Source organism: Pseudomonas palleroniana, from assembly GCF_022836895.1.
Lineage (GTDB): Bacteria > Pseudomonadota > Gammaproteobacteria > Pseudomonadales > Pseudomonadaceae > Aquipseudomonas > Aquipseudomonas palleroniana.
Map to the genome: position 1 here is coordinate 6,021,432 of NZ_CP092411.1, position 17,847 is coordinate 6,039,278.

Annotated in this window: 13 protein-coding genes; 5 read left to right on the forward strand and 8 right to left on the reverse strand. The window is 61.2% G+C overall.

Annotation, left to right across the window (positions count from 1 at the left end):
- Nucleotides 1-53: 53 nt before the first annotated feature.
- Together MJP36_RS27145 and MJP36_RS27150 are read right to left on the reverse strand one after the other, a co-directional pair.
- Nucleotides 54-5,606, reverse strand: coding sequence for an NEL-type E3 ubiquitin ligase domain-containing protein (locus MJP36_RS27145; RefSeq protein ID WP_244384509.1), 5,553 nt, complete (start codon nucleotides 5,604-5,606; stop codon nucleotides 54-56).
- Between the two features lie 107 nt (nucleotides 5,607-5,713).
- Nucleotides 5,714-6,652, reverse strand: coding sequence for a DnaJ C-terminal domain-containing protein (locus MJP36_RS27150; RefSeq protein ID WP_090367094.1), 939 nt, complete (start codon nucleotides 6,650-6,652; stop codon nucleotides 5,714-5,716).
- A 239-nt stretch (nucleotides 6,653-6,891) separates the two neighbouring features.
- Between MJP36_RS27150 and MJP36_RS27155 the strand changes: the two genes are divergently transcribed.
- Nucleotides 6,892-8,160: an Hsp70 family protein gene (locus tag MJP36_RS27155; RefSeq protein WP_244384510.1), complete on the forward strand. Its 1,269-nt coding sequence runs from the start codon at nucleotides 6,892-6,894 to the stop codon at nucleotides 8,158-8,160.
- Nucleotides 8,161-8,285: 125 nt separating this feature from the next.
- Here MJP36_RS27155 and MJP36_RS27160 read toward each other — a convergent pair whose 3' ends face one another.
- From MJP36_RS27160 to MJP36_RS27170, 3 genes are all read right to left on the reverse strand, one after another.
- Nucleotides 8,286-9,299 carry an AI-2E family transporter gene (locus tag MJP36_RS27160; protein WP_090367095.1) on the reverse strand — a complete coding sequence of 338 codons (1,014 nt, stop codon included), beginning with the start codon at nucleotides 9,297-9,299 and terminating at the stop codon, nucleotides 8,286-8,288.
- A 110-nt stretch (nucleotides 9,300-9,409) separates the two neighbouring features.
- Entirely contained in the window at nucleotides 9,410-9,709 is a 300-nt protein-coding gene (locus MJP36_RS27165; RefSeq protein WP_060755062.1) for a PsiF family protein, read from the reverse strand.
- 71 nt (nucleotides 9,710-9,780) lie between these two features.
- Nucleotides 9,781-10,569: an AraC family transcriptional regulator gene (locus MJP36_RS27170; RefSeq protein WP_090367096.1), complete on the reverse strand. Its 789-nt coding sequence runs from the start codon at nucleotides 10,567-10,569 to the stop codon at nucleotides 9,781-9,783.
- Between the two features lie 97 nt (nucleotides 10,570-10,666).
- On the opposite strand from MJP36_RS27170, the gene MJP36_RS27175 reads away from it, so the two are divergent.
- A complete protein-coding gene (locus MJP36_RS27175) occupies nucleotides 10,667-11,542 on the forward strand; it encodes a DMT family transporter (RefSeq protein WP_060755064.1) in 876 nt (291 codons plus the stop codon).
- A 12-nt stretch (nucleotides 11,543-11,554) separates the two neighbouring features.
- On the opposite strand, the gene MJP36_RS27180 is transcribed toward MJP36_RS27175, so the two are convergent.
- A complete protein-coding gene (locus MJP36_RS27180; protein ID WP_244384511.1) occupies nucleotides 11,555-12,445 on the reverse strand; it encodes an esterase/lipase family protein in 891 nt (296 codons plus the stop codon).
- A gap of 79 nt (nucleotides 12,446-12,524) precedes the next feature.
- On the reverse strand, nucleotides 12,525-13,166 hold the full coding sequence (locus MJP36_RS27185) for an FMN-dependent NADH-azoreductase (RefSeq protein ID WP_244384512.1): 642 nt from the start codon (nucleotides 13,164-13,166) through the stop codon (nucleotides 12,525-12,527).
- A 135-nt stretch (nucleotides 13,167-13,301) separates the two neighbouring features.
- On the opposite strand from MJP36_RS27185, the gene MJP36_RS27190 reads away from it, so the two are divergent.
- On the forward strand, nucleotides 13,302-14,198 hold the full coding sequence (locus MJP36_RS27190; RefSeq protein ID WP_244384513.1) for a LysR substrate-binding domain-containing protein: 897 nt from the start codon (nucleotides 13,302-13,304) through the stop codon (nucleotides 14,196-14,198).
- A gap of 88 nt (nucleotides 14,199-14,286) precedes the next feature.
- Nucleotides 14,287-14,817: a ferritin-like domain-containing protein gene (locus MJP36_RS27195; protein ID WP_060755068.1), complete on the forward strand. Its 531-nt coding sequence runs from the start codon at nucleotides 14,287-14,289 to the stop codon at nucleotides 14,815-14,817.
- A 186-nt stretch (nucleotides 14,818-15,003) separates the two neighbouring features.
- Here the strand turns inward: MJP36_RS27195 and MJP36_RS27200 are convergent, their stop codons facing one another.
- Entirely contained in the window at nucleotides 15,004-17,073 is a 2,070-nt protein-coding gene (locus MJP36_RS27200) for an AsmA family protein (protein WP_244384514.1), read from the reverse strand.
- Between the two features lie 356 nt (nucleotides 17,074-17,429).
- Between MJP36_RS27200 and MJP36_RS27205 the strand changes: the two genes are divergently transcribed.
- A complete protein-coding gene (locus MJP36_RS27205) occupies nucleotides 17,430-17,801 on the forward strand; it encodes a hypothetical protein (protein ID WP_060755070.1) in 372 nt (123 codons plus the stop codon).
- Nucleotides 17,802-17,847 lie beyond the last annotated feature (46 nt).

Below are 17,847 nucleotides of genomic sequence, written 5' to 3' on the forward strand. Positions count from 1 at the left end.
CCGTGCTCCACAGTGCCTGCTTAGTTACCGCACAGCGGCACTGAACTGCCGCCTCAGGCGGTGGCCTCGAGAGCTGCGACTTCCTGGCGTGATAAGGCCAGCAGCCGTTGGTTGCGCGTGGTGTCGAGTTCGATCTGCAGCGCGGTCACCGCCGCACCGTAGGCTTCGTCCAGAACCTGATGCTCATCCTCCAGACGCGAACGACGCTGCTCGGACTCGCGCTCGAGGGTGTCGAACGACTCGGGGTATCTGGCCTTGAGGTAATCCACCCAGTAGCTGCGGCTGATCAGGTCTTCGTAAAACGGCTCGCCCTGTTCGGCCTGCTGTACGATTTCAATCGCCTGTTTCAGCACCTGCCCCCGAATGGGCTGGCCGGACAGCATGCCCTGCGGCTGCCCGGGCAAGTCCAGTGGGACCTTGAGGCCAAGGCGGTATTCAAGGCGCACTTCGGCCTTGTCCACATGCGGCCCCGCCACCCCATCCGCCAGTTTCTCCACTTCGCCCAGGCGAAACAGGCGCCGTGACAGGCGCAGCAATGCCGCGCCTCTGGCCGGCAGGTCATGCGGGTCGATCGCCTGTACCGCCTGGTACTCGAACACCTTCACTTCCAGCTCGCTGAAGGTCAGCATGCGTCCGTCCGCGCAGGTACCGTGCGTGCTCGACAGGCTGAACAGCAATTGACGCAATTCGGTATTGGCAGTGGCGGCCTCGATCACCGTCCATACGCGGCGGGTCAGGTCGTCGGAGTCCGCGCGATAGTCTGCGGATAACCGCAGCCGGGCCAGCAAATGGAAAAACGCCTGGTTGTCGGGCTCGCTTGCCAATTGCAGCCACTGCTTACTGCGCACCTGAGTTTCGGGCACAGACAAACTGAAGACCCAGGGCACCAACTCCGAAACACCGGAGTCATTCTGCGCAAGCACCTCGTAGCCTTGAGCAGATGACACATGAGTTCCCAAGGTCTCTTCATCGCTATCCGGTTCAATATCCGGCAAGGTCCTTGCGGGCTGCATCGGTCTCATTGCACGAGGACCGGACAGGGGGCTCCCGAGAGGCGAATCCTCAACGCTGTCAATGTGGTAGTCAGGCCGTGGAATCCCAATTGCCCAGCCCAAAGGCTCCGATGCCGGGCCGGTATCCAGAGGCGACACACTGGAAAAGCTGTTGCGAAAATCGTAGTTCAACTGCCAAAGAGACCGCTCCGCTCCCATTACCAGCTCAGTCACATGGGAGAAATCACCGCTGAGTACAGGCAGGTCCCGCAGTTCGTCAGTGGGTACGCCGGAGAGGTCCAGGCTCCTGGAAACCCCTGGCACGTCGTAGCGCTTCATCAAGCCTTCAATCCAACAAGCCATGAACATCCGCATCGTTTGTTGCCTGCCCAGCCTCACGGCCACCGACGTCCCGCTGTCATGCCATTGCTCCAGTTCACGCAACTGCGCTGCGTATTCATCGCTGAACGCCTCGACGGCTTCGAAGCGGGCCTGGGCGTCCGGCCAGCGATCGACAATCCTGTCGATCAAGACATACAGACGCGAGCTCGGGTGGTATGTGACCGGCGCAATGAACTGGCCCATTCGCTCGATCTGGCCCATGGCATGCCCGGCCACCATCTGCTCCAGGTCGACCTCGTGCTGGGGGTGGTTCTTGATGTACTCATACGCCGGTTTGAAGTTTTCTCGCGTCAATTTCGACCAGTCCAGCGACAGGCCCGCCCAAAGCTTTTCATGCCCCGGCTGGAGCAGACGCGCAGGTAATTGCCGCACGGTCGCGTATTGCAAGTTCAGGCGTTCGAGTTGAGGCAGGTCCAACGTGCTTTCTGGAAAGTGGCCCTGGTGGGTGTCGGAAATCGTCAGTTCGCGCAGCTGGGTCAACGGGCGAACGTCCAGATGATCGAACGAGGTGAGTACGCGATGCAGCTTGAGCGAATGCAGGTTGACCAGGCTCGCCAATTCGGCGGCCGCTTGGGGTTCGAACTCTACGAGGCCGTCGAGGGTCAGCGCCCTCAGCTCGGGCAAGCGATGCAGGCCCGAGGGTAGATTGGGAACATTTACCGTGGGCACATCCAATCTGAGTTCGCGTACATTGGGAAACCGCTCCAGCATCTGGTTGATAGTGTGATCCGTTAAGTCATCCCCGCTAATTCGCAACTTACGCACATAGGAAAAATCGGCATCCAATAACGCCGGCAGCTGGTATTGGGCCCAGATATCCAGTTGTGTATAGCGCGGGTCTTCGGCGGCCAGCGGCGCGTTGCGCCAACTGTCCTTGATGCTCAGTGCTGCGCGCTGCTTGCTTCTGCGGTTACCACCACGTGCGGCAACCCACTGGTCGAGCCTGGCTTCCAGGCGTTGCCATTCGATCAGGCGATCATCAAGCAGGCTGAGAATCTGCGAGTTGCTCTTACCAGTGCGCAGTTGTTCGAGGATAAACCCGTTGGCCTGCTGCTCCGTCAGTTGCGGGTAAACGTCCCGCACTCGTCTGACCAGTGCCGGCGCTTGCCCTTCCCCACGACCACTGGCCGGGTAGCCCACGCGCATCCGGCCGATACGCTGCGGCGGTCGCAGGCGCGGCAGGCGCCTGTCGAGGACCTGCACCGCGTCGGCCGGGTGGGCGAGCGCATACTCGGTGATCGCCTGGCGCAACTCGGCACTGCGGGCCACATCGGCAATACCCAGGGCCTGGCGGGCTGCGTCGGGCAAGGCATGCATCAGCGACGGGTAAAAGTTGTCGTTGTCCCTCGGTACGCTGTTGAGGGTTTCGCCACGCTCGTTGAAGGCCTGGTAGGACGGGCCTTTCTTGACCAGGTATTTGCGCTGCGTGGCACGGATGTCGCCAACGCCTGCAATCAACTGCCCGTCGATGCCGCCGTCGCGGATTTCCAGGCGCAGGTCGTCCGGCCAGCCCGGCAATTGGCCCAGGGCATGCAGGGCCAGGCGTTTGCTGTCGGTAGCGGCCAGGTTGTCCATATGCAGACCGGCCAGTGCTCGGCTGACGCGCCCCTGGCGTGCATGCCAACGTGATTGTTCCAACAGTGACAGAGGCGCGCGCGCAGTGCGCAGGCGGGTCAACTCTTCAGCAGAGGCGTGGTCCAGCACACTTTGCGCCGCCGGTTCACTTAAACCTGGGGTCAGGCGCTGCAGTTTCTGTACATCGGGGTCCTTGGCCGCTCGGCCTTGGTAGAGGCTTTCGAACAACGCCGGCTGGCGGGTACGGGCAAAGTCGGCCAACTGCTTGCGAAACTCCTCGGGCTGGGCGGCTTCGACACGGGCCGCTTCACCGCCCAGCAAACGGGTGATTTCCGCTCCATCGAGGGACGCGAGGAGACGCACCGGCAGCTGGCCGCCGAGCACGTCGGCGCGGCTGATTTTGATCGGCGCCTTGGCCGTGCTCCCCGAAGGTAAATGCTGGCTGCCGTATTGAATCGAAGGGCCGCTCAGCTCGGCGTTCTCGAACACTTGCAGCACTCGCCCCACGGGCCAGCGCGGTAATTCGCAGACCAGTGCCGGGGCGTACAGGTAACGTTCATCGATCGGCTGCTTGCCCTCCAACTGCGCCAAGACCTGCTGCACGCCTCGTTCGGCCTCGAACAGGCGCAGGGTATCGGCCAACTCAGGCGGCGGCGCGGCGTTGTCCAGATGCATCTTGCGCAGGCTGCTGTCGCTGACCCCGCTGATATCGGCGGCCCTGAGCAACACGTCGTCACTGTAGCCTTCGACAACCGGCCCCATACGCCGCAGTAACGTCAGGCGGTCCCACGCCAGCGGCTGCTCATGCACCTGGCGCCAGGCACCGGCGCCGTTATGCACCAGTGGCGGTTGATAGGCCAGTGCATCACTGGGGTGTTGGATGCGCCAGCGCTGCGTCGACTCATCAAAGGCGTGCTCGACTACCTTGTCGCCCAGGCGCAGATAATGTTTGCCGGCGACTGCATACTGCCCCAGCGGGTTGGCCTGGCCCTCAAGCTTGAGGTCCTGGTGATACGCCGACAGGTCCGCCCGCCACAGCTTCTGCTTGCCGTCGGCCAGGATCACCGGCCTGAGCGCATCCACCACGCCGGACATTTGCACTTGGGGCAGTACCGTAGCGCCGGTGGCAAGCATGGCCACGTTCAGCGCAATACTGGAAAAGTGCGCCCACATTTCGCGGATTTCGCTTTGTTCGTAGGCTTCGATGCCTTCATACACTTCTTCGCACATCTGCACCGCGCCCACCGCCAGCATGATCGGCCCCAGGCCCGGCACCACAAAGGAGGCCAGGTTGAACACGCTGACCACGGCGTCCTTGAATCCCTCCATTCGCGCTACCCGGGCCTTGGCGTCTTCGTCATCGGTGGGCACTGCCACGGCGCGGGCATCGGCCAGTATCTTGTCGACACTGGCCTGGTAGCTGTGCTGCCACAGATCGCCCTTGATGGTCGCTTCGCCCATCCGCCAGTCAGGCGGTTGAGGCAGCCGCGACGCCTGATATAAGGCGTTGAGCTGCCGAAAGAACTCACCTTGTTGAGATACCGGCACGAACCGGCTGAAATAGCGCCGGTACTCCGTATCTTTCAGGCGGCCACCCAGGTCGGCCAGGAACTCGTACAGGTTGGCGTACTCCTTCAGCGGCTGCTGCGGGTCATCGGGCAGATACACCGCCAGGCGCTCAACGCGTGCCGCACGGATGCGCGAGGGGCCGATCAGCAGCGGGCCGACCAGTTCCACCCCGAGCAACTGCAGGTTGGCGAAAGTGACGGGGCGACTGTCCAGCGTCGGGGCGGCATTGGCGGCCAGGACCTGCTTGAGCATCTGGTAAACAGCGCTGCTGATCCCTGCGCCGACCAGGTCGCTGTCGGGCTTCTTGGCAAATTGCTGCCAGGCGATTTCAGTGCTGAGCGCCAATTGCTGGCGCTGGTGCTCCTGCAACTGACCGGCGAGCGCCTGGCGTTCAATCACCCCCCTGGGTTGCAGGATGGCCTTGATATGTTGTTGATACTGGCGGCCCAGATCCAGGCTGCGGCACAGTTTGGCGAACGCGGCGGGCGCAATGGGTTTGGCCAGGGAATTGACCGCCGCAAAATCGGCAATGACCTCACCGTCGTAGTCACTCCAACCGGTGATGATTTCGCAATCTGCGCAGCGCGCCGGGTGTTCTTCTTCAGGCAGGAAGTTGGCCAGGGCCACCTCCAACAATGAGACGCCCCGGTACTCCTCATCCAGCGGCGATGTGCGAGTGCGGTCAAAGCTGAAAAAACCATAGAAGTCATCACGGGCGCCGGGCGCGAATTTGCGCGCCAGGTAGACGTTGCGCACGTCTATATCGAGCTTGAAACGCTCCTTGATCGCGGCCTTGAGCAGCGGTTCGGCGAATGCCTGGACATCCTGGATCGTCGCAAGCGTAGCGTCGACCTGATTGAAGACCGTGCGGTATTTGGCATGGCTGGCGGCCAAGGCGTTTTTTTGTGCTGCAGTGGCCTTGATGTACCAGGCGGGGATGACCAGGGCATGCTCGGCCAGTGCTTGCTGGCGGGGCAGGCGAGCCTGGGAAAACCAGGGCGGGATGGCGCGCGTGAGGAAAGCGCCGTGAATGCCGGATGAAACGGCAGGGCGGGTGACGTCGGGCATGGTGTCGCTCCAGTAGATGGGAGCGCTAGCACATCACGTCAATAGCGGCGGGCGGGCGTAGATAGTTGTCGCCATGCAGCGCCCCCGCCGGGGCGCTGCACTGAGGGTCAGAAGTTTTCGCGCGGGTTGAACGCGGCTTTCTGCGCCAGCTCTTGCCACAGCGCCTTGACCTCATCGTCAGCCGCCTTCGGCATCACCGCCTTGAGCTGCACGAACAGGTAACCCCGCTGCCCGGCCTTGTTCAGCAAACCGTGGCCCTTGGCGCGCATGCGCTGGCCATTCTGGCTGCCGGCCGGCACCTTGAGGTTGATCTTGCCGGTGAGGGTCGGCACCGCCACCTCGGCACCCAGCGCCAATTCCCAGGGCGCCAGCGGCAGGTTGATCACCAGGTTTTCGCCGTCCACTTCAAACTTCGCGTGCGGTGCAAACTTGATGATCAGGTACAGGTCGCCATTGGCCCCGCCGCCAATACCCGGTGCGCCCTGCGCCTTGAGGCGGATGCGCTCGCCGTCGGCCACGCCGGCGGGAATCTTCACATTCAGGCTCTTGGTGGTGTTGCTGACGTGACGGCCCGAGGCGTCGTATTGCGGCACCTGGAAGTTGATCTGCTTGGACTCGGCAGACAGCGTCTCCTCGAGGGACACCGTCAGTTGCATCTCCACGTCCTGGCCTTTACGCCCGGCAGGTCGGCGCTGGCCACCGCCGAAAGCGTCGCCACGCGAGCCGAAGATCGAGCTGAAGAAGTCCGAAAAATCGCCCGCATCCTGGCCGCCGCCGAAACCGCCACGGCTCTGCCAGCCCGGCGGCCCCTGAAACGGCTGGCCATGCTGGCCGTACTTGCGCAGTTCATCGTACTCGGCACGTTTGTCGGCGCTTTTGAGCGCCTCGTAGGCTTCGGACGCGTCCTTGAATTTCTCCTCGGCGTCTTTTTCCTTGCTCACATCAGGGTGATATTTGCGCGCGAGCTTGCGATAAGCGGCCTTGATTGCCTTGTCGTCCGCGCTCGGCTCAACGCCCAATATCTTGTAGTAGTCTTTGAAATCCATCGGCGGTTCACCATCCTAAATCGGGATCGCACAGCCCGGGGCACAATGTGCGCTGCTTTGCACCTGTTGAGTCTTGTGGCCTGGGAGTGCGTCAAAGTGTTATCGGCGCTTGCCGTATGCAGCAGATGTGGGGGCAAATTGCGCACTTTCAAGCATGATTTAGCAGAGAGTTGGCCTACGCATCCGCCTTCGACTGGCATACACTGCGCGGCCGTTTTTTCGACCGGAACCCGATAGACATGAACAGCCCATCCCCAGCCCGTGCCTGCGGCATCGACTTCGGCACGTCCAACTCCACCGTCGGCTGGATCCGCCCCGGCATGGAAACGCTCATCGCGCTGGAAGACGACAAGATTACCCTGCCGTCGGTGGTGTTCTTCAACATCGAGGAACGTCGTCCGGTCTACGGCCGCCTGGCCCTGCACGAATACCTCGAAGGCTACGAAGGCCGTTTGATGCGCTCGCTCAAGAGCCTGCTGGGGTCCAAGCTGATCAAGCACGACACCAGCGTGCTGGGCACTGCGATGCCGTTCAAGGACTTGCTGGGCCTGTTTATCGGCCAGCTCAAGAATCGCGCCGAAGCCACCGCCGGCCGCGAGTTCGAGGAAGTTGTGCTGGGCCGCCCGGTGTTCTTCGTCGATGACGACCCGCTGGCCGACAAAGAAGCCGAAGACACTCTGGTGGAGGTGGCGCGCAAGCTGGGCTTCAAGGAAGTCTCGTTCCAGTACGAACCGATTGCGGCGGCATTCGACTACGAGTCCACCATCGAAAAAGAAGAGTTGGTGCTGATCGTCGACATCGGCGGCGGTACTTCAGACTTTTCCCTGGTGCGCCTGAGCCCGGAACGCCGCACCGTCGATAATCGCCACGCCGACATCCTCGCCACCGGCGGCGTGCATATCGGCGGCACCGACTTCGACAAGCAACTGTCGCTGGCCGGCATGATGCCGTTGTTCGGCTATGGCAGCCGCATGAAAAGCGGCGCCTATATGCCCACCAGCCATCACATGAACCTGGCGACCTGGCACACCATCAACTCGGTGTACTCGCAAAAATCCCAGCTGGCGCTGGGCAGCATGCGCTACGACATCGAAGACACCGGCGGCATCGACCGGCTGTTCAAGCTGATCGAACAGCGCGCCGGCCACTGGTTGGCGATGGAAGTAGAAGAGACCAAGATCCAGCTGACCCACGAAGAGAGCCGCCATGTGCCACTGGACCGCATCGAAAAAGGCCTGAGCGTCGACCTCAGCCGTGCCTTGTTCGAGTCGTCCATCGACAGCCTGCTGGAGCGGGTGCGCGGTAGCGTCACGCAGTTGCTCAACGACGCCTGCGTAGGCGTCGAGCAGGTGGACACGGTGTTCTTTACCGGCGGTTCCAGCGGTATTCCGGCACTGCGCCACAGCATCTCGGCGATGCTGCCGAAGGCGCGGCATGTGGAAGGGAATATCTTCGGCAGTATCGGCAGTGGCCTGGCAATTGAAGCCAGCAAGCGGTACGGCTACTGAGTTTCAATTGGAAGACCGTGGCGCCCTCATCGGGAGCAAGCCCCCTCCCACACTTGAATGTGTACACTCGTCAAAGTGTGGGAGGGGGCTTGCTCCCGATGGGGACGGCCCAGACAGCACAAGTCTTAGACCATCCCCCCGAGCTTCAGCTCACTCTTGAGATACGCATAGTAAATCGGCCCCGCTACAACGCCCGGCAAGCCGAACGCCGCCTCGAATACCAACATCGCCAACAGCAGCTCCCATGATTTGGCGCTGATCTGCCCGCCCACAATGCGCGCGTTGAGAAAGTACTCGACCTTGTGGATCACGATCAGATACCCCAACGCCGCGACCGCCACCCAAATCGACAGCGACAACGCCACGATCGTGATCAGGGTGTTGGACAGCAGGTTGCCGATCACCGGCAGCAGGCCCAGCAGGAAGGTCAGTACGATCAGGGTCTTGGTCAACGGCAGGTGGATGCCGCACAAAGGCAGCACCACGGCCAGGAACACGGCGGTGAAGGCGGTGTTGAGCGCGGCGATCTTGATCTGGGCGAAGACAATGTTGCGAAACGCCTGGACCAGCAGGTGCAGACGGTCGAACAGCGCGGCGGCCAGGGGTTTGCGTTTGGTCAGGTCGGGCACGCGCTGCAAGGCGATAATCGCACCGAGCACCATACCGATCAGTAGGGTGACGAACATGTGGGCGGCATCTTTGCCCACCAGTTGCAGTTCGCTCAGGTGTTTGCTCAGCCAATCGCCGATGGCCACGCGGAACTCGGCGGCGCTGGCGGGCAAGTAGGCATCGAGGAACGGCGGCAACTGGCCGCGTGCGCGGTCGACCACGCCCATGAATTTGTCGAGGGAAGCCCCGGGGTTTTCCGCTTCGTGGAGCAGGAAGCTGATGGCACCGGCAAAGATCAGCGTCAGAACGCTGACGATCAATGTGCCGAGCAAGGCCACCGCGAGCCAACGCGCACGTCGCCCTTCGATCAGCCGTTGCAATTGCGGGGTGAGCATATTGACCAGCTCATACACCAGCAAACCCGCCAGCAGGCTAGGCAATAGTTTCAATGGCAGGACCAGCAGCAACCCGCCGAAAATGATGATGCAACTGACCAGCAACAATACGTGACGCTGAGAAAACGTTGGCATACAGCCTCAAAACGAACGACGTTAAAGGATGTTGCCGCCGGAACGAAGTCGCTCGTCCCGGCAGCAGAGGGCTGTGTGCGAGTGTCGCAGCCTTCTATGGCTTGGGGCTATTACTTCTTCAGGCAAGTGCTCATAAAAGTCTTGCGCGCATCGCCGGTCAAGGCCTGGGTTTTCGCCGTGGCGTTGCAGTCTTTCATCTTTTGCTGCTGAGGGGTCAGGGTTTTCGCAGCCGGAGCCGGGGCGGCCTTGAGGCATGTGCTCATGAAGGCTTTGCGCTCATCGCCCTTGAGCGCCTTGGTGGTGGCATCGGCGTTACAGGTGGTCATTTTGTTTTGCTGAGCGGTCTCGGCAAAGCTCTGGGAACACAGCAACAAACCGATCATCAACAGCGGAACACGCAACATCTTCATGGAGTTTTCTCCCTGTTACCGTGCCGAAGGGGCACGGCCTACGAGCAGTGTAGCCAAAACCTGTTACATCTTCAGCGTCCGCGAATATTTGACCGACGGTACTGCTCCGGCGTGCAACCGGCGTGGCGCTGGAACATGGCGATGAAGGCCGACGCGGTGCTGTAGCCGAGGTCAAAAGCGACGTGTTGCACACTGCGTTCGCTGTCCAGCGCCTCGATGGCGGCCAGGTAGCGCAGACGCTGGCGCCACTCACCGAAGCTCATGCCCAACTCCCGCACAAATTGCCGCGCCAGGGTGCGCTCACTGACGTGCACATGCTCGGCCCATTGTGCCAACGGCCGATTATCGCCGGGCTCGGCTTGCATGCCTTCCAACACACTCAACAGCCCGGGATGGCGTGCGTAAGGCAGAAAGCAATCGTGGATCGGTGCTTGCTTGAGCTGGTCCACCAGCACCTGGGCCAGGCGAATATCAGCGTCGGCCTGCGGGATATTGACGCCGCGCTGGGCGAAATCGCGCAGGATGGCCTTGAGAATGTCACTGATGGCCAGGGTGCACGGCTGCGCGGGTAGCTGCTCACAAAGCTCCGGGGCCAGGCCCACCGAATGGTAGACGATCGCCTCGGCATTGTAGGAACTGTGCTCGGTATGCGGCGGCACCCACACCGCATACTGCGGGGGCGACATGAAGCGGCTGCCCGCCACCTCCATGCGCATGACGCCGCTGGCGGAATAATCCAGCGATCCCCAGAAGTGCTCGTGTGGGGTGCACTCGGTATCGGGGGCGAAATCGGAGTAACGGAAGTACACGGGGCTTGGCAGCTGGCGGAAATCCGCGAGGCGTACGGTATGTCTGGCCATGTTGTCTGGATACAAGGGTCGGTTGTCTGGTTTGCAGTATAAGCCGCTATCCAGACAGCGGATAATCGCGCCTCGTCAATACACCAGGTTTCTCTCGATGCAATACGCGTATCCCCTGCTGGCCATTTTTATCTGGGCCGGCAACACCGTGGTCAACAAACTGGCCGTGGGCTCGATTTTCCCGTCGGAGATCGGCTTTTATCGCTGGCTGCTGGCGGCACTGTTGTTCACCCCGTTCATGCTCAAGCCGGTGATTGCCCATTGGTCGAACATCCGCCCGAACCTGGGCAAGGTCTTTATCCTCGGCGTGCTCGGCATGGCCGTGTACCAGAGCCTGGCGTACTACGCAGCGTCCCTGACGAGCGCGACCAACATGGGCATCATCTTGTCGTTGATGCCGTTGATGGCACTGACCGCCGCGATCATCAGCCTCGGCCAGCGTCTCACATTCGGCGCCCTTACCGGTGCGGTGCTGTCATTTGCCGGCGTGGTCGTGGTGGTATCGGCCGGCAGCCTGGGCGCGCTGCTGCAACATGGGGTCAACCTGGGCGACGGCATGATGCTGGTGGCCACGCTCGCCTACGCGGTCTACAGCACCCTGTTGAAAAAATGGCAATTGCGCCTGCCACCGCTGGTGTTGCTGTATCTGCAAGTGCTGGTGGCCGTGGTAGTGCTGTTTCCGCTGTTCCTGTTCTCGGCCAAGGCCGGCTTGGGCTGGGCGAATATTCCACTGGTGCTGTACGCCTGCTTGCTGGCTTCGATGCTCGCGCCGTTGGCCTGGATGCACTCGGTGAAGACCCTGGGCCCCAGCCGCACCACGCTGTTTTTCAACCTGCTGCCGTTGATCACGGCGCTGATCGCAGCGTTGGTATTGAAGGAAGAGTTGGCGCTGTATCACTTGGTGGGCGGTTTGCTGACGTTGGGTGGGGTGATTCTGTCGGAGCGCTGGACCACACCGGTCAGGGCGGCCTGAACTCATCACGCTTTAAACCCCGGCATCCTTCAAGCGCCGCGCATGCTCGACAAACAAGCGGATAGGCTCAGCACCCTTGCCCACCAGGCCCATGGATTGGTTGACGATATCGAAGTGATCCAAGGCATAGTCGTCACCGATCACCACCCCCAGGTGCGAGCTGTAGCGCCCGACCATGCCGTCGCACTGGCCCTTTTCCCGCACAAAGCTGCGGGCGAACAAGCGGCAGCTTCGATGGCTCCCGTCGAACAGGTTGCGTCCCCGGTCGGTGATGCCCGGCTGCAAGGTGCCCGACCACGAGTAATAGCGCACACCGTTGACCTCCTCCGGGCCCTGGCCGCCCCATGCCTGGGGTAGCCCCTGTGGGTACTGACGGTTGAACAGCGTTACGCCCTCGCTAGTCAGTGACTGATGCGAGGCGCGCAGATCCGCCTTGAAGCGCGGCCCGCGATAGCCGGTCTCCAGCGCGCCCATGCCCCAGGCGACCAGATGAAACAGCGCGCTGATGATGCGACCTTTTACACCCTCGGGCGGGTAATGGAGATGGAAATGGTCGGCCAGTTCCGAGCCGTGGTTGGGGCCGGCCACCGAGGTCACCGATGCCACCCATTCCGGGTGCTTGGCCGCTGCATAGCGAGCAGTGAGCGCGCCCTGGCTGTGGCCGATCAGGTTGACCTTGTCGGCGCCGGTCTCACGGCGAATGCGCTCGATGTGCACCAGCAATTGCTCGCCGCGCACCTCGCTGGAATCGAGCGGCGCGACTTGCACAGGAAAGACCTGCGCCCCGCCCGCCTGCAGCGCCGGGACTATGCCGTACCAGTATGGAAACCCGCCCAGGCGCACAAAGCCCAGCATGCCGGGGACCAATACCAGGGGGTAACGCGTGGCGAGGGAGTCGGGCATGGAGCGCATATCCTGATCGTGTCGGCAATAACACCATCCTAGTCCAATCGATATGACCGCCCCGTGACTGTCAGGGGGTTCAGAAATGCCCGGCCAGGTCATGCAGTTGGCGCTCGGCTTCGTCACAGGCGCGCAGGAATACACGCTTGTCCGACTCTTCGCCCTCGGCGGCAATCACCCGCACATCATCGATACCGATATAACCCAGCACCGTGCGCAGGTGCGGGTCGGCATGGTTCATCCATTCGTATTCACCGCCCGGTCCAAACCCATTGCCGCCGCGGCTGGTGATGATCAATGCGCGCTTGCCCTTGAGCAACGGCTGGTACTGGGCGATGCCCTGGCTGTCTTGCGTGATGTCGAAGGTCAGGCCCAGACGCACGATTTGATCGATCCAGGCCTTGAGCCCGCTGGGTACGCCGAAGTTGTACAGCGGCATGGAAATTACCAGCAGCTCGTGTTCGATCAGTTCACCGACCAGTTCGTCGCTCAATTGCAAATCAGCCTTCATCACTTTCGGCAACGCTTGCCGCTCAGGGTAGAAATTCGCCGCGACGAAGGCTTCGGTGACGTGGGGAATAAAGGCCCGTCCGACTTCGCGACGGGTCAGGCGAGCGTCGGGGTTGGCGGCTTGCCAAGCGGTGAGGAACGACTCGGCCAGGCGCCGGGAATGGGAGCGCTCACCGCGTGGACTGGCGTGTATAACAAGCATTTTTTTCATCTATGCAAACCTTCAGAGGGTACACTCAGGCAACCTGGATGGCGCCTTTATGCTCGCCAATCTAAAATCGAGCGTGCCCACCGACAAATGAGCAATAGTTAATCCGGATGAATACATTTCACCCATGGAGCCCAAATGTTCGCTGCCCTGCCCCTGACCGCCCTGCGTACGTTTGAATCCGCATCGCGCCTGTTGAGCTTCAAGGCGGCCGCCGAGGAACTGGCGGTAACGCCTACGGCGGTGTCCCATCAGATTCGCTCACTGGAAACCTGGCTGGGCCTTGCGCTGTTCGAACGCTTGCCGCGCCAGGTGCGCCTGACCGAAGGCGGCGAGCGGCTGTTTCACAGCCTGCACGGCGCCTTGCTGGATGTGGCGCAAAGCCTGGACAGCTTGCGCCCGCAACGCAGCGCCGGGCAGCTCACGGTGTCGACGACACCGGCCTTTGCCGCGCTATGGCTGGTGCCTCGCCTGGGCCGCTTCTATGCCGCTCATCCGGATATCAACCTGCGCCTGGACACCCAATGCGAAGTCGTCGACCTGCAGCAGGATGCCAGCATCGATCTGGTGATTCGCTACAGCCTCGGCGACTACCCGCAGCTGTATGGCCAGTGCCTGTTCGATGAACACTTTGCGGTGTATGGCTCCCCTGAGCAGGTGGCGCGGGCCGGCAGCCAGGTGCCGACGTTGATCAGCGTGCGCTGGCATAACTCCAAGCTCTACGCCCTGGGTTGGCAAGCCTGGTGCGACAAAGCCGGGGAGCAATGGCTGGCGCATGCTTCGCCATTGCGCGAATACGACGAAGAACACTATGCGCTACAGGCAGCGATTGCCGGCCAGGGCTTGGTACTGGCAAGCAATATCCTCGTGTCGGAAAGTATCGCCAGCGGCTTGCTGGTGCCTTATCGCCCCGACGTCAGCGTCGACGGCGCCGGTTACAGCGCGCTTTGCGTACCGGGGCGCGAGCGGCATCCCCCCGTGCGAGCGTTTTTCCAATGGATGCAAGAAGAAGTGAAGTCGGCGCAAATCCGATAAAACTTTTGCCCTTGCCTGGGACTCACAACTGGACGCGATCACGCCGGCAGAGCGTGGCGCAACACCGGATTAGTACCAGGAGATCGAGATGACCCAAGCAAACTTGACCGACGTCGCCACCTTGCGCAGCCGCGCCCGCCAGAACGTCGAAAACGGTGCCGTCACCGAAGGCTACGATGCCGACCGCGAAGAAATCATCCGCTTGCTCAACGCCTCGTTGGCCACTGAATTGGTCTGCGTACTGCGCTACAAGCGTCACTACTTCATGGCCAGCGGTATCAAAGCCTCCGTTGCCGCCGATGAATTCCTTGAACACGCGACCCAGGAAGCCGAGCACGCCGACAAACTTGCCGAACGCATTGTGCAGTTGGGCGGTGAGCCGGAGTTCAACCCGGACCTGCTGACGAAAAACTCCCACGCCCAGTACGTGGCCGGCAACTCGCTGAAAGAGATGGTCTACGAAGACCTGGTGGCCGAGCGTATCGCGGTGGACAGCTACCGCGAAATCATCCAGTACATCGGCGATAAAGACCCGACCACCCGCCGCCTCTTCGAAGAAATCCTCGCCCAGGAAGAAGAGCATGCCGATGACATGGCCGACATTCTGGAAAGCCTGTAACCCGGCAACATGCATGGCCAATATGGGAGGGGGTTTGCCTTAATGCCAGTCAGTTAAGGCTTAACGCTGTCTCTGTGGGAGGGGGGCTTGCTCCCGATGAGGGTGAATCAGTCGATATCGCAATTGACTGACTCACCGTCATCGGGAGCAAGCCCCCTTCCCACATTTGGGAAGGATATTGGAGCCTTAACCTTTTACGGTTTTCGGCGCCTTGCCTTCCTTCATCTGCTGCAGCAACGGCGCGCACTGGTTGGGTTCATCACCGCTCGGTGCAACCAACGCCAGCAACCCCGCAGCGGGCCCCGCGATCACACCCAGCGCCACCATCCCCGCTCCACGCAAGGCCAGCGGAATGGCCTTTACCCCGGCGTTGGGCTTGATGAACGGCCCATTGACGTACAACGGTGAACGCAGGGAGAACAGGCGGAAGCCTTTCGATTCCGGCGTGATGGTCAGGTCCAACTGCTCCGTGGTCATATTCGCCGTGCCATCGATGTAGATGATGGCGTTCTCGGTATCGAACACAAACAGCCGCGTGGTCGCCAAGCCGGTCTTGATGCCGAAATCGGCCGCCGCGCAATTGATCTTCACTTCCTTGTCGCCGAACAAGCGACCCACCACGTAATTGCCCACGTTAAGCCCTGCGATCTCCATCAGGCCACGGCTGATGGCACCATCGTTGATCAACATCTTCAGGTCGCCATTGGAGGTGCCCAGCAGCGCTGCCACGGAGTTGCCGCGCCCGGCAATATCCGCGTCGCCGTTGAGTTCACCAAAGCTGGTTTTCATCGGTTCGAAGGTGGGGAACAACTGCTTGAGCTTGAAGTTGCGCGCGGTGAGTTTGGCGCGGCCTTCCATCGGTGTGGTGCGGCCGTTCAGGCGAATTTGCGCATCCAACTTGCCGCCCGCCACGCCGAAACGCAGGGGTTCGAGGCTGAGCTGGCCGTCATTGAGCACCAGATGCGTATAGAGGTCGGTGAAGGGCAGATCGGCACTGTGCACGATGCGTTTGCCGGTGAACTCCACGTCGGCATCCATATCGTGCCAGCGGTCGGTGCGGAACTCTTCCACCGGCAGGACCTTCGTTGCCGGCTGCTTGCTCGCGCCGCCACGGGCTTTCTGCTTGGCATTGGAGTCCGCGCCGATCAAGGGCGCGAGGTCGGCCATCAACAGTTGGTTGGAGAGCAAAGTGCCCGTGAGCTTTGGCCGTGGCTGGCTGGCTACATAGCCCAGGTCGCCGTGGATATCGCTGTTGCCGATCTTGCCGTTGAAGTTTTCGTAGCGAAAGGACGCGCCGCTGGCTTCATGCAGCTTGGCGATCAGATGGCCGTCGGTGGAATAGGCCGGGGAGTCCGGCAGGGTTACGCCGGTCAACGGGTACAGGTTGCCCAAACTGCTGCCGGAGAGTTTCAGGCGCAGGTCGAGGGCGCCGAGGTTCAGCGGATCGGTGAGGGTGCCGGCCAGCGCTATACGGGTGTCGGCCACCTGCACCTGAGCCTGCAACGGGAATGGCTTGGCGGCGTCCTGCAACGCCAGCAGGCCACCGATCTTGCCGGTGCCGTCGAGTTTCTGGCCGTGATACTGGCCTTTGACCTTGAGCCCGAACGCATAGTCCTGGGGCGCCGAGCCTTTTTCCAGGGCCTTCTTGGCATCGGCATCGCCGACGATCTCACCGAAAGGAATGGGTCTACCAAGCGGATCGATGATGACGTCCAGCTGGGTCTTGAGGGTTTGGTCGTCAAGGGTCACATGGCCTTTGTCGAAGCCGATGGCACCAATGTCCACCACCCAGCTCGAAGGTTCGGCATTCGGATCCTTGGGGTCGAACTTGAACGTCCAGTTGGCGCGGCCATCGGCCAGGCGTTGCAAGTCGGCACTCGGCTCAGTGAGGTCGATACGCGGGATCAGCACGCGCTGCACCAGCAACGCCAGCGGCGAAATACGCAACTCGACTTTCTTGAGCGTGACCATTTGCGGCTTTTTCGACCAGTCGGGGTTGCCCAGGGTCAGGTCTTCGGCGATCACATGAGGCCACGGTACCCAGGCGCGCCAACCGCCTTCATCGGGCTCACGCTGCCACACCACCGCGAGGTTGCCGTTGATGGCGAACGGGCGATGCAGTTCTTCGGAGACTTTGGCATTGAGGGGCGGCTTGATGCGGTTCCAGTCAAAGAATGCCAGGACCATTACCACCACGGCGATTAACAGAACGAAGCTGGCGCAGCTCCAAACCACAATTTTACGAGTGCGCGTCATTGCACAGGACTCCTGAATACGACTGGCAAGGCGGCTCCTTTGGAGCCGCTTATAAAGCTGTGACTGGCAAACCGCCTGGGGGTTTAACCGGCCTGCGGTTTTAGCCGCAAAAAGCTATTTTTCTGACCGAACAGGCAATTTCCATCATCAACGGCGCACCATTGTTACCCGTGTTCGTGTCGAAAATACCCACCACGGTGCAAAAGCGCGGGCTTGAGAGGCCCGCGCTAGAGCCTCTGCACGGAACAATCAATTCCGTTGATTATTACCATTGTGTTTATGAACTTTTATATCGACTTATCAAGAGTAGCATTAGCCCTGTACCCAATTTATCGCCCTCCCAAGGAGCAACTATCATGAAACGCCAAATACTCGCTACCGTACTGCTGTCCGTCCTGGCTTCCAGTGCTTTTGCCTTGCCAGCCGCCGAACAAGCGACTCCACAGAATAAAGCCCAAGCCGTGCAATCCAGCCAAACCCTGGCCCGCAGCGGTTCGCAAGAAGACGAAAATCGCGACTACGCCAAAGGCGCTGTGGCTGAAAACGGTTCGGAACACGCCAACAAACGCGCCTACACCGAAGGCGTTGCTGAAGGTGGCTATGATCGCCTGCAAGAGAAAGGTTTGGTAGAAGGCGGCGCAGAACAAGCTAACAAACGTGCTTACACCGACGGCGTTGCTGAAGGTGGTGCAGACCGCCTGCAAGAACTGCATCAAGCACAGAGCTAAGCCCGTGGTGGCCCAGAAAAAAGCCCGATCAGCCGATCGGGCTTTT

Coding starts and splice junctions, on each gene's coding strand:
- MJP36_RS27200 (WP_244384514.1), bottom strand. CDS start 17,073: ATGACGCGCACTCGTAAAATTGTGGTTTGGAGCTGCGCCAGCTTCGTT.
- MJP36_RS27160 (WP_090367095.1), bottom strand. CDS start 9,299: ATGCCAACGTTTTCTCAGCGTCACGTATTGTTGCTGGTCAGTTGCATC.
- MJP36_RS27190 (WP_244384513.1), top strand. CDS start 13,302: ATGTTCGCTGCCCTGCCCCTGACCGCCCTGCGTACGTTTGAATCCGCA.
- MJP36_RS27180 (WP_244384511.1), bottom strand. CDS start 12,445: ATGCCCGACTCCCTCGCCACGCGTTACCCCCTGGTATTGGTCCCCGGC.
- MJP36_RS27195 (WP_060755068.1), top strand. CDS start 14,287: ATGACCCAAGCAAACTTGACCGACGTCGCCACCTTGCGCAGCCGCGCC.
- MJP36_RS27185 (WP_244384512.1), bottom strand. CDS start 13,166: ATGAAAAAAATGCTTGTTATACACGCCAGTCCACGCGGTGAGCGCTCC.
- MJP36_RS27175 (WP_060755064.1), top strand. CDS start 10,667: ATGCAATACGCGTATCCCCTGCTGGCCATTTTTATCTGGGCCGGCAAC.
- MJP36_RS27155 (WP_244384510.1), top strand. CDS start 6,892: ATGAACAGCCCATCCCCAGCCCGTGCCTGCGGCATCGACTTCGGCACG.
- MJP36_RS27150 (WP_090367094.1), bottom strand. CDS start 6,652: ATGGATTTCAAAGACTACTACAAGATATTGGGCGTTGAGCCGAGCGCG.
- MJP36_RS27170 (WP_090367096.1), bottom strand. CDS start 10,569: ATGGCCAGACATACCGTACGCCTCGCGGATTTCCGCCAGCTGCCAAGC.
- MJP36_RS27145 (WP_244384509.1), bottom strand. CDS start 5,606: ATGCCCGACGTCACCCGCCCTGCCGTTTCATCCGGCATTCACGGCGCT.
- MJP36_RS27205 (WP_060755070.1), top strand. CDS start 17,430: ATGAAACGCCAAATACTCGCTACCGTACTGCTGTCCGTCCTGGCTTCC.
- MJP36_RS27165 (WP_060755062.1), bottom strand. CDS start 9,709: ATGAAGATGTTGCGTGTTCCGCTGTTGATGATCGGTTTGTTGCTGTGT.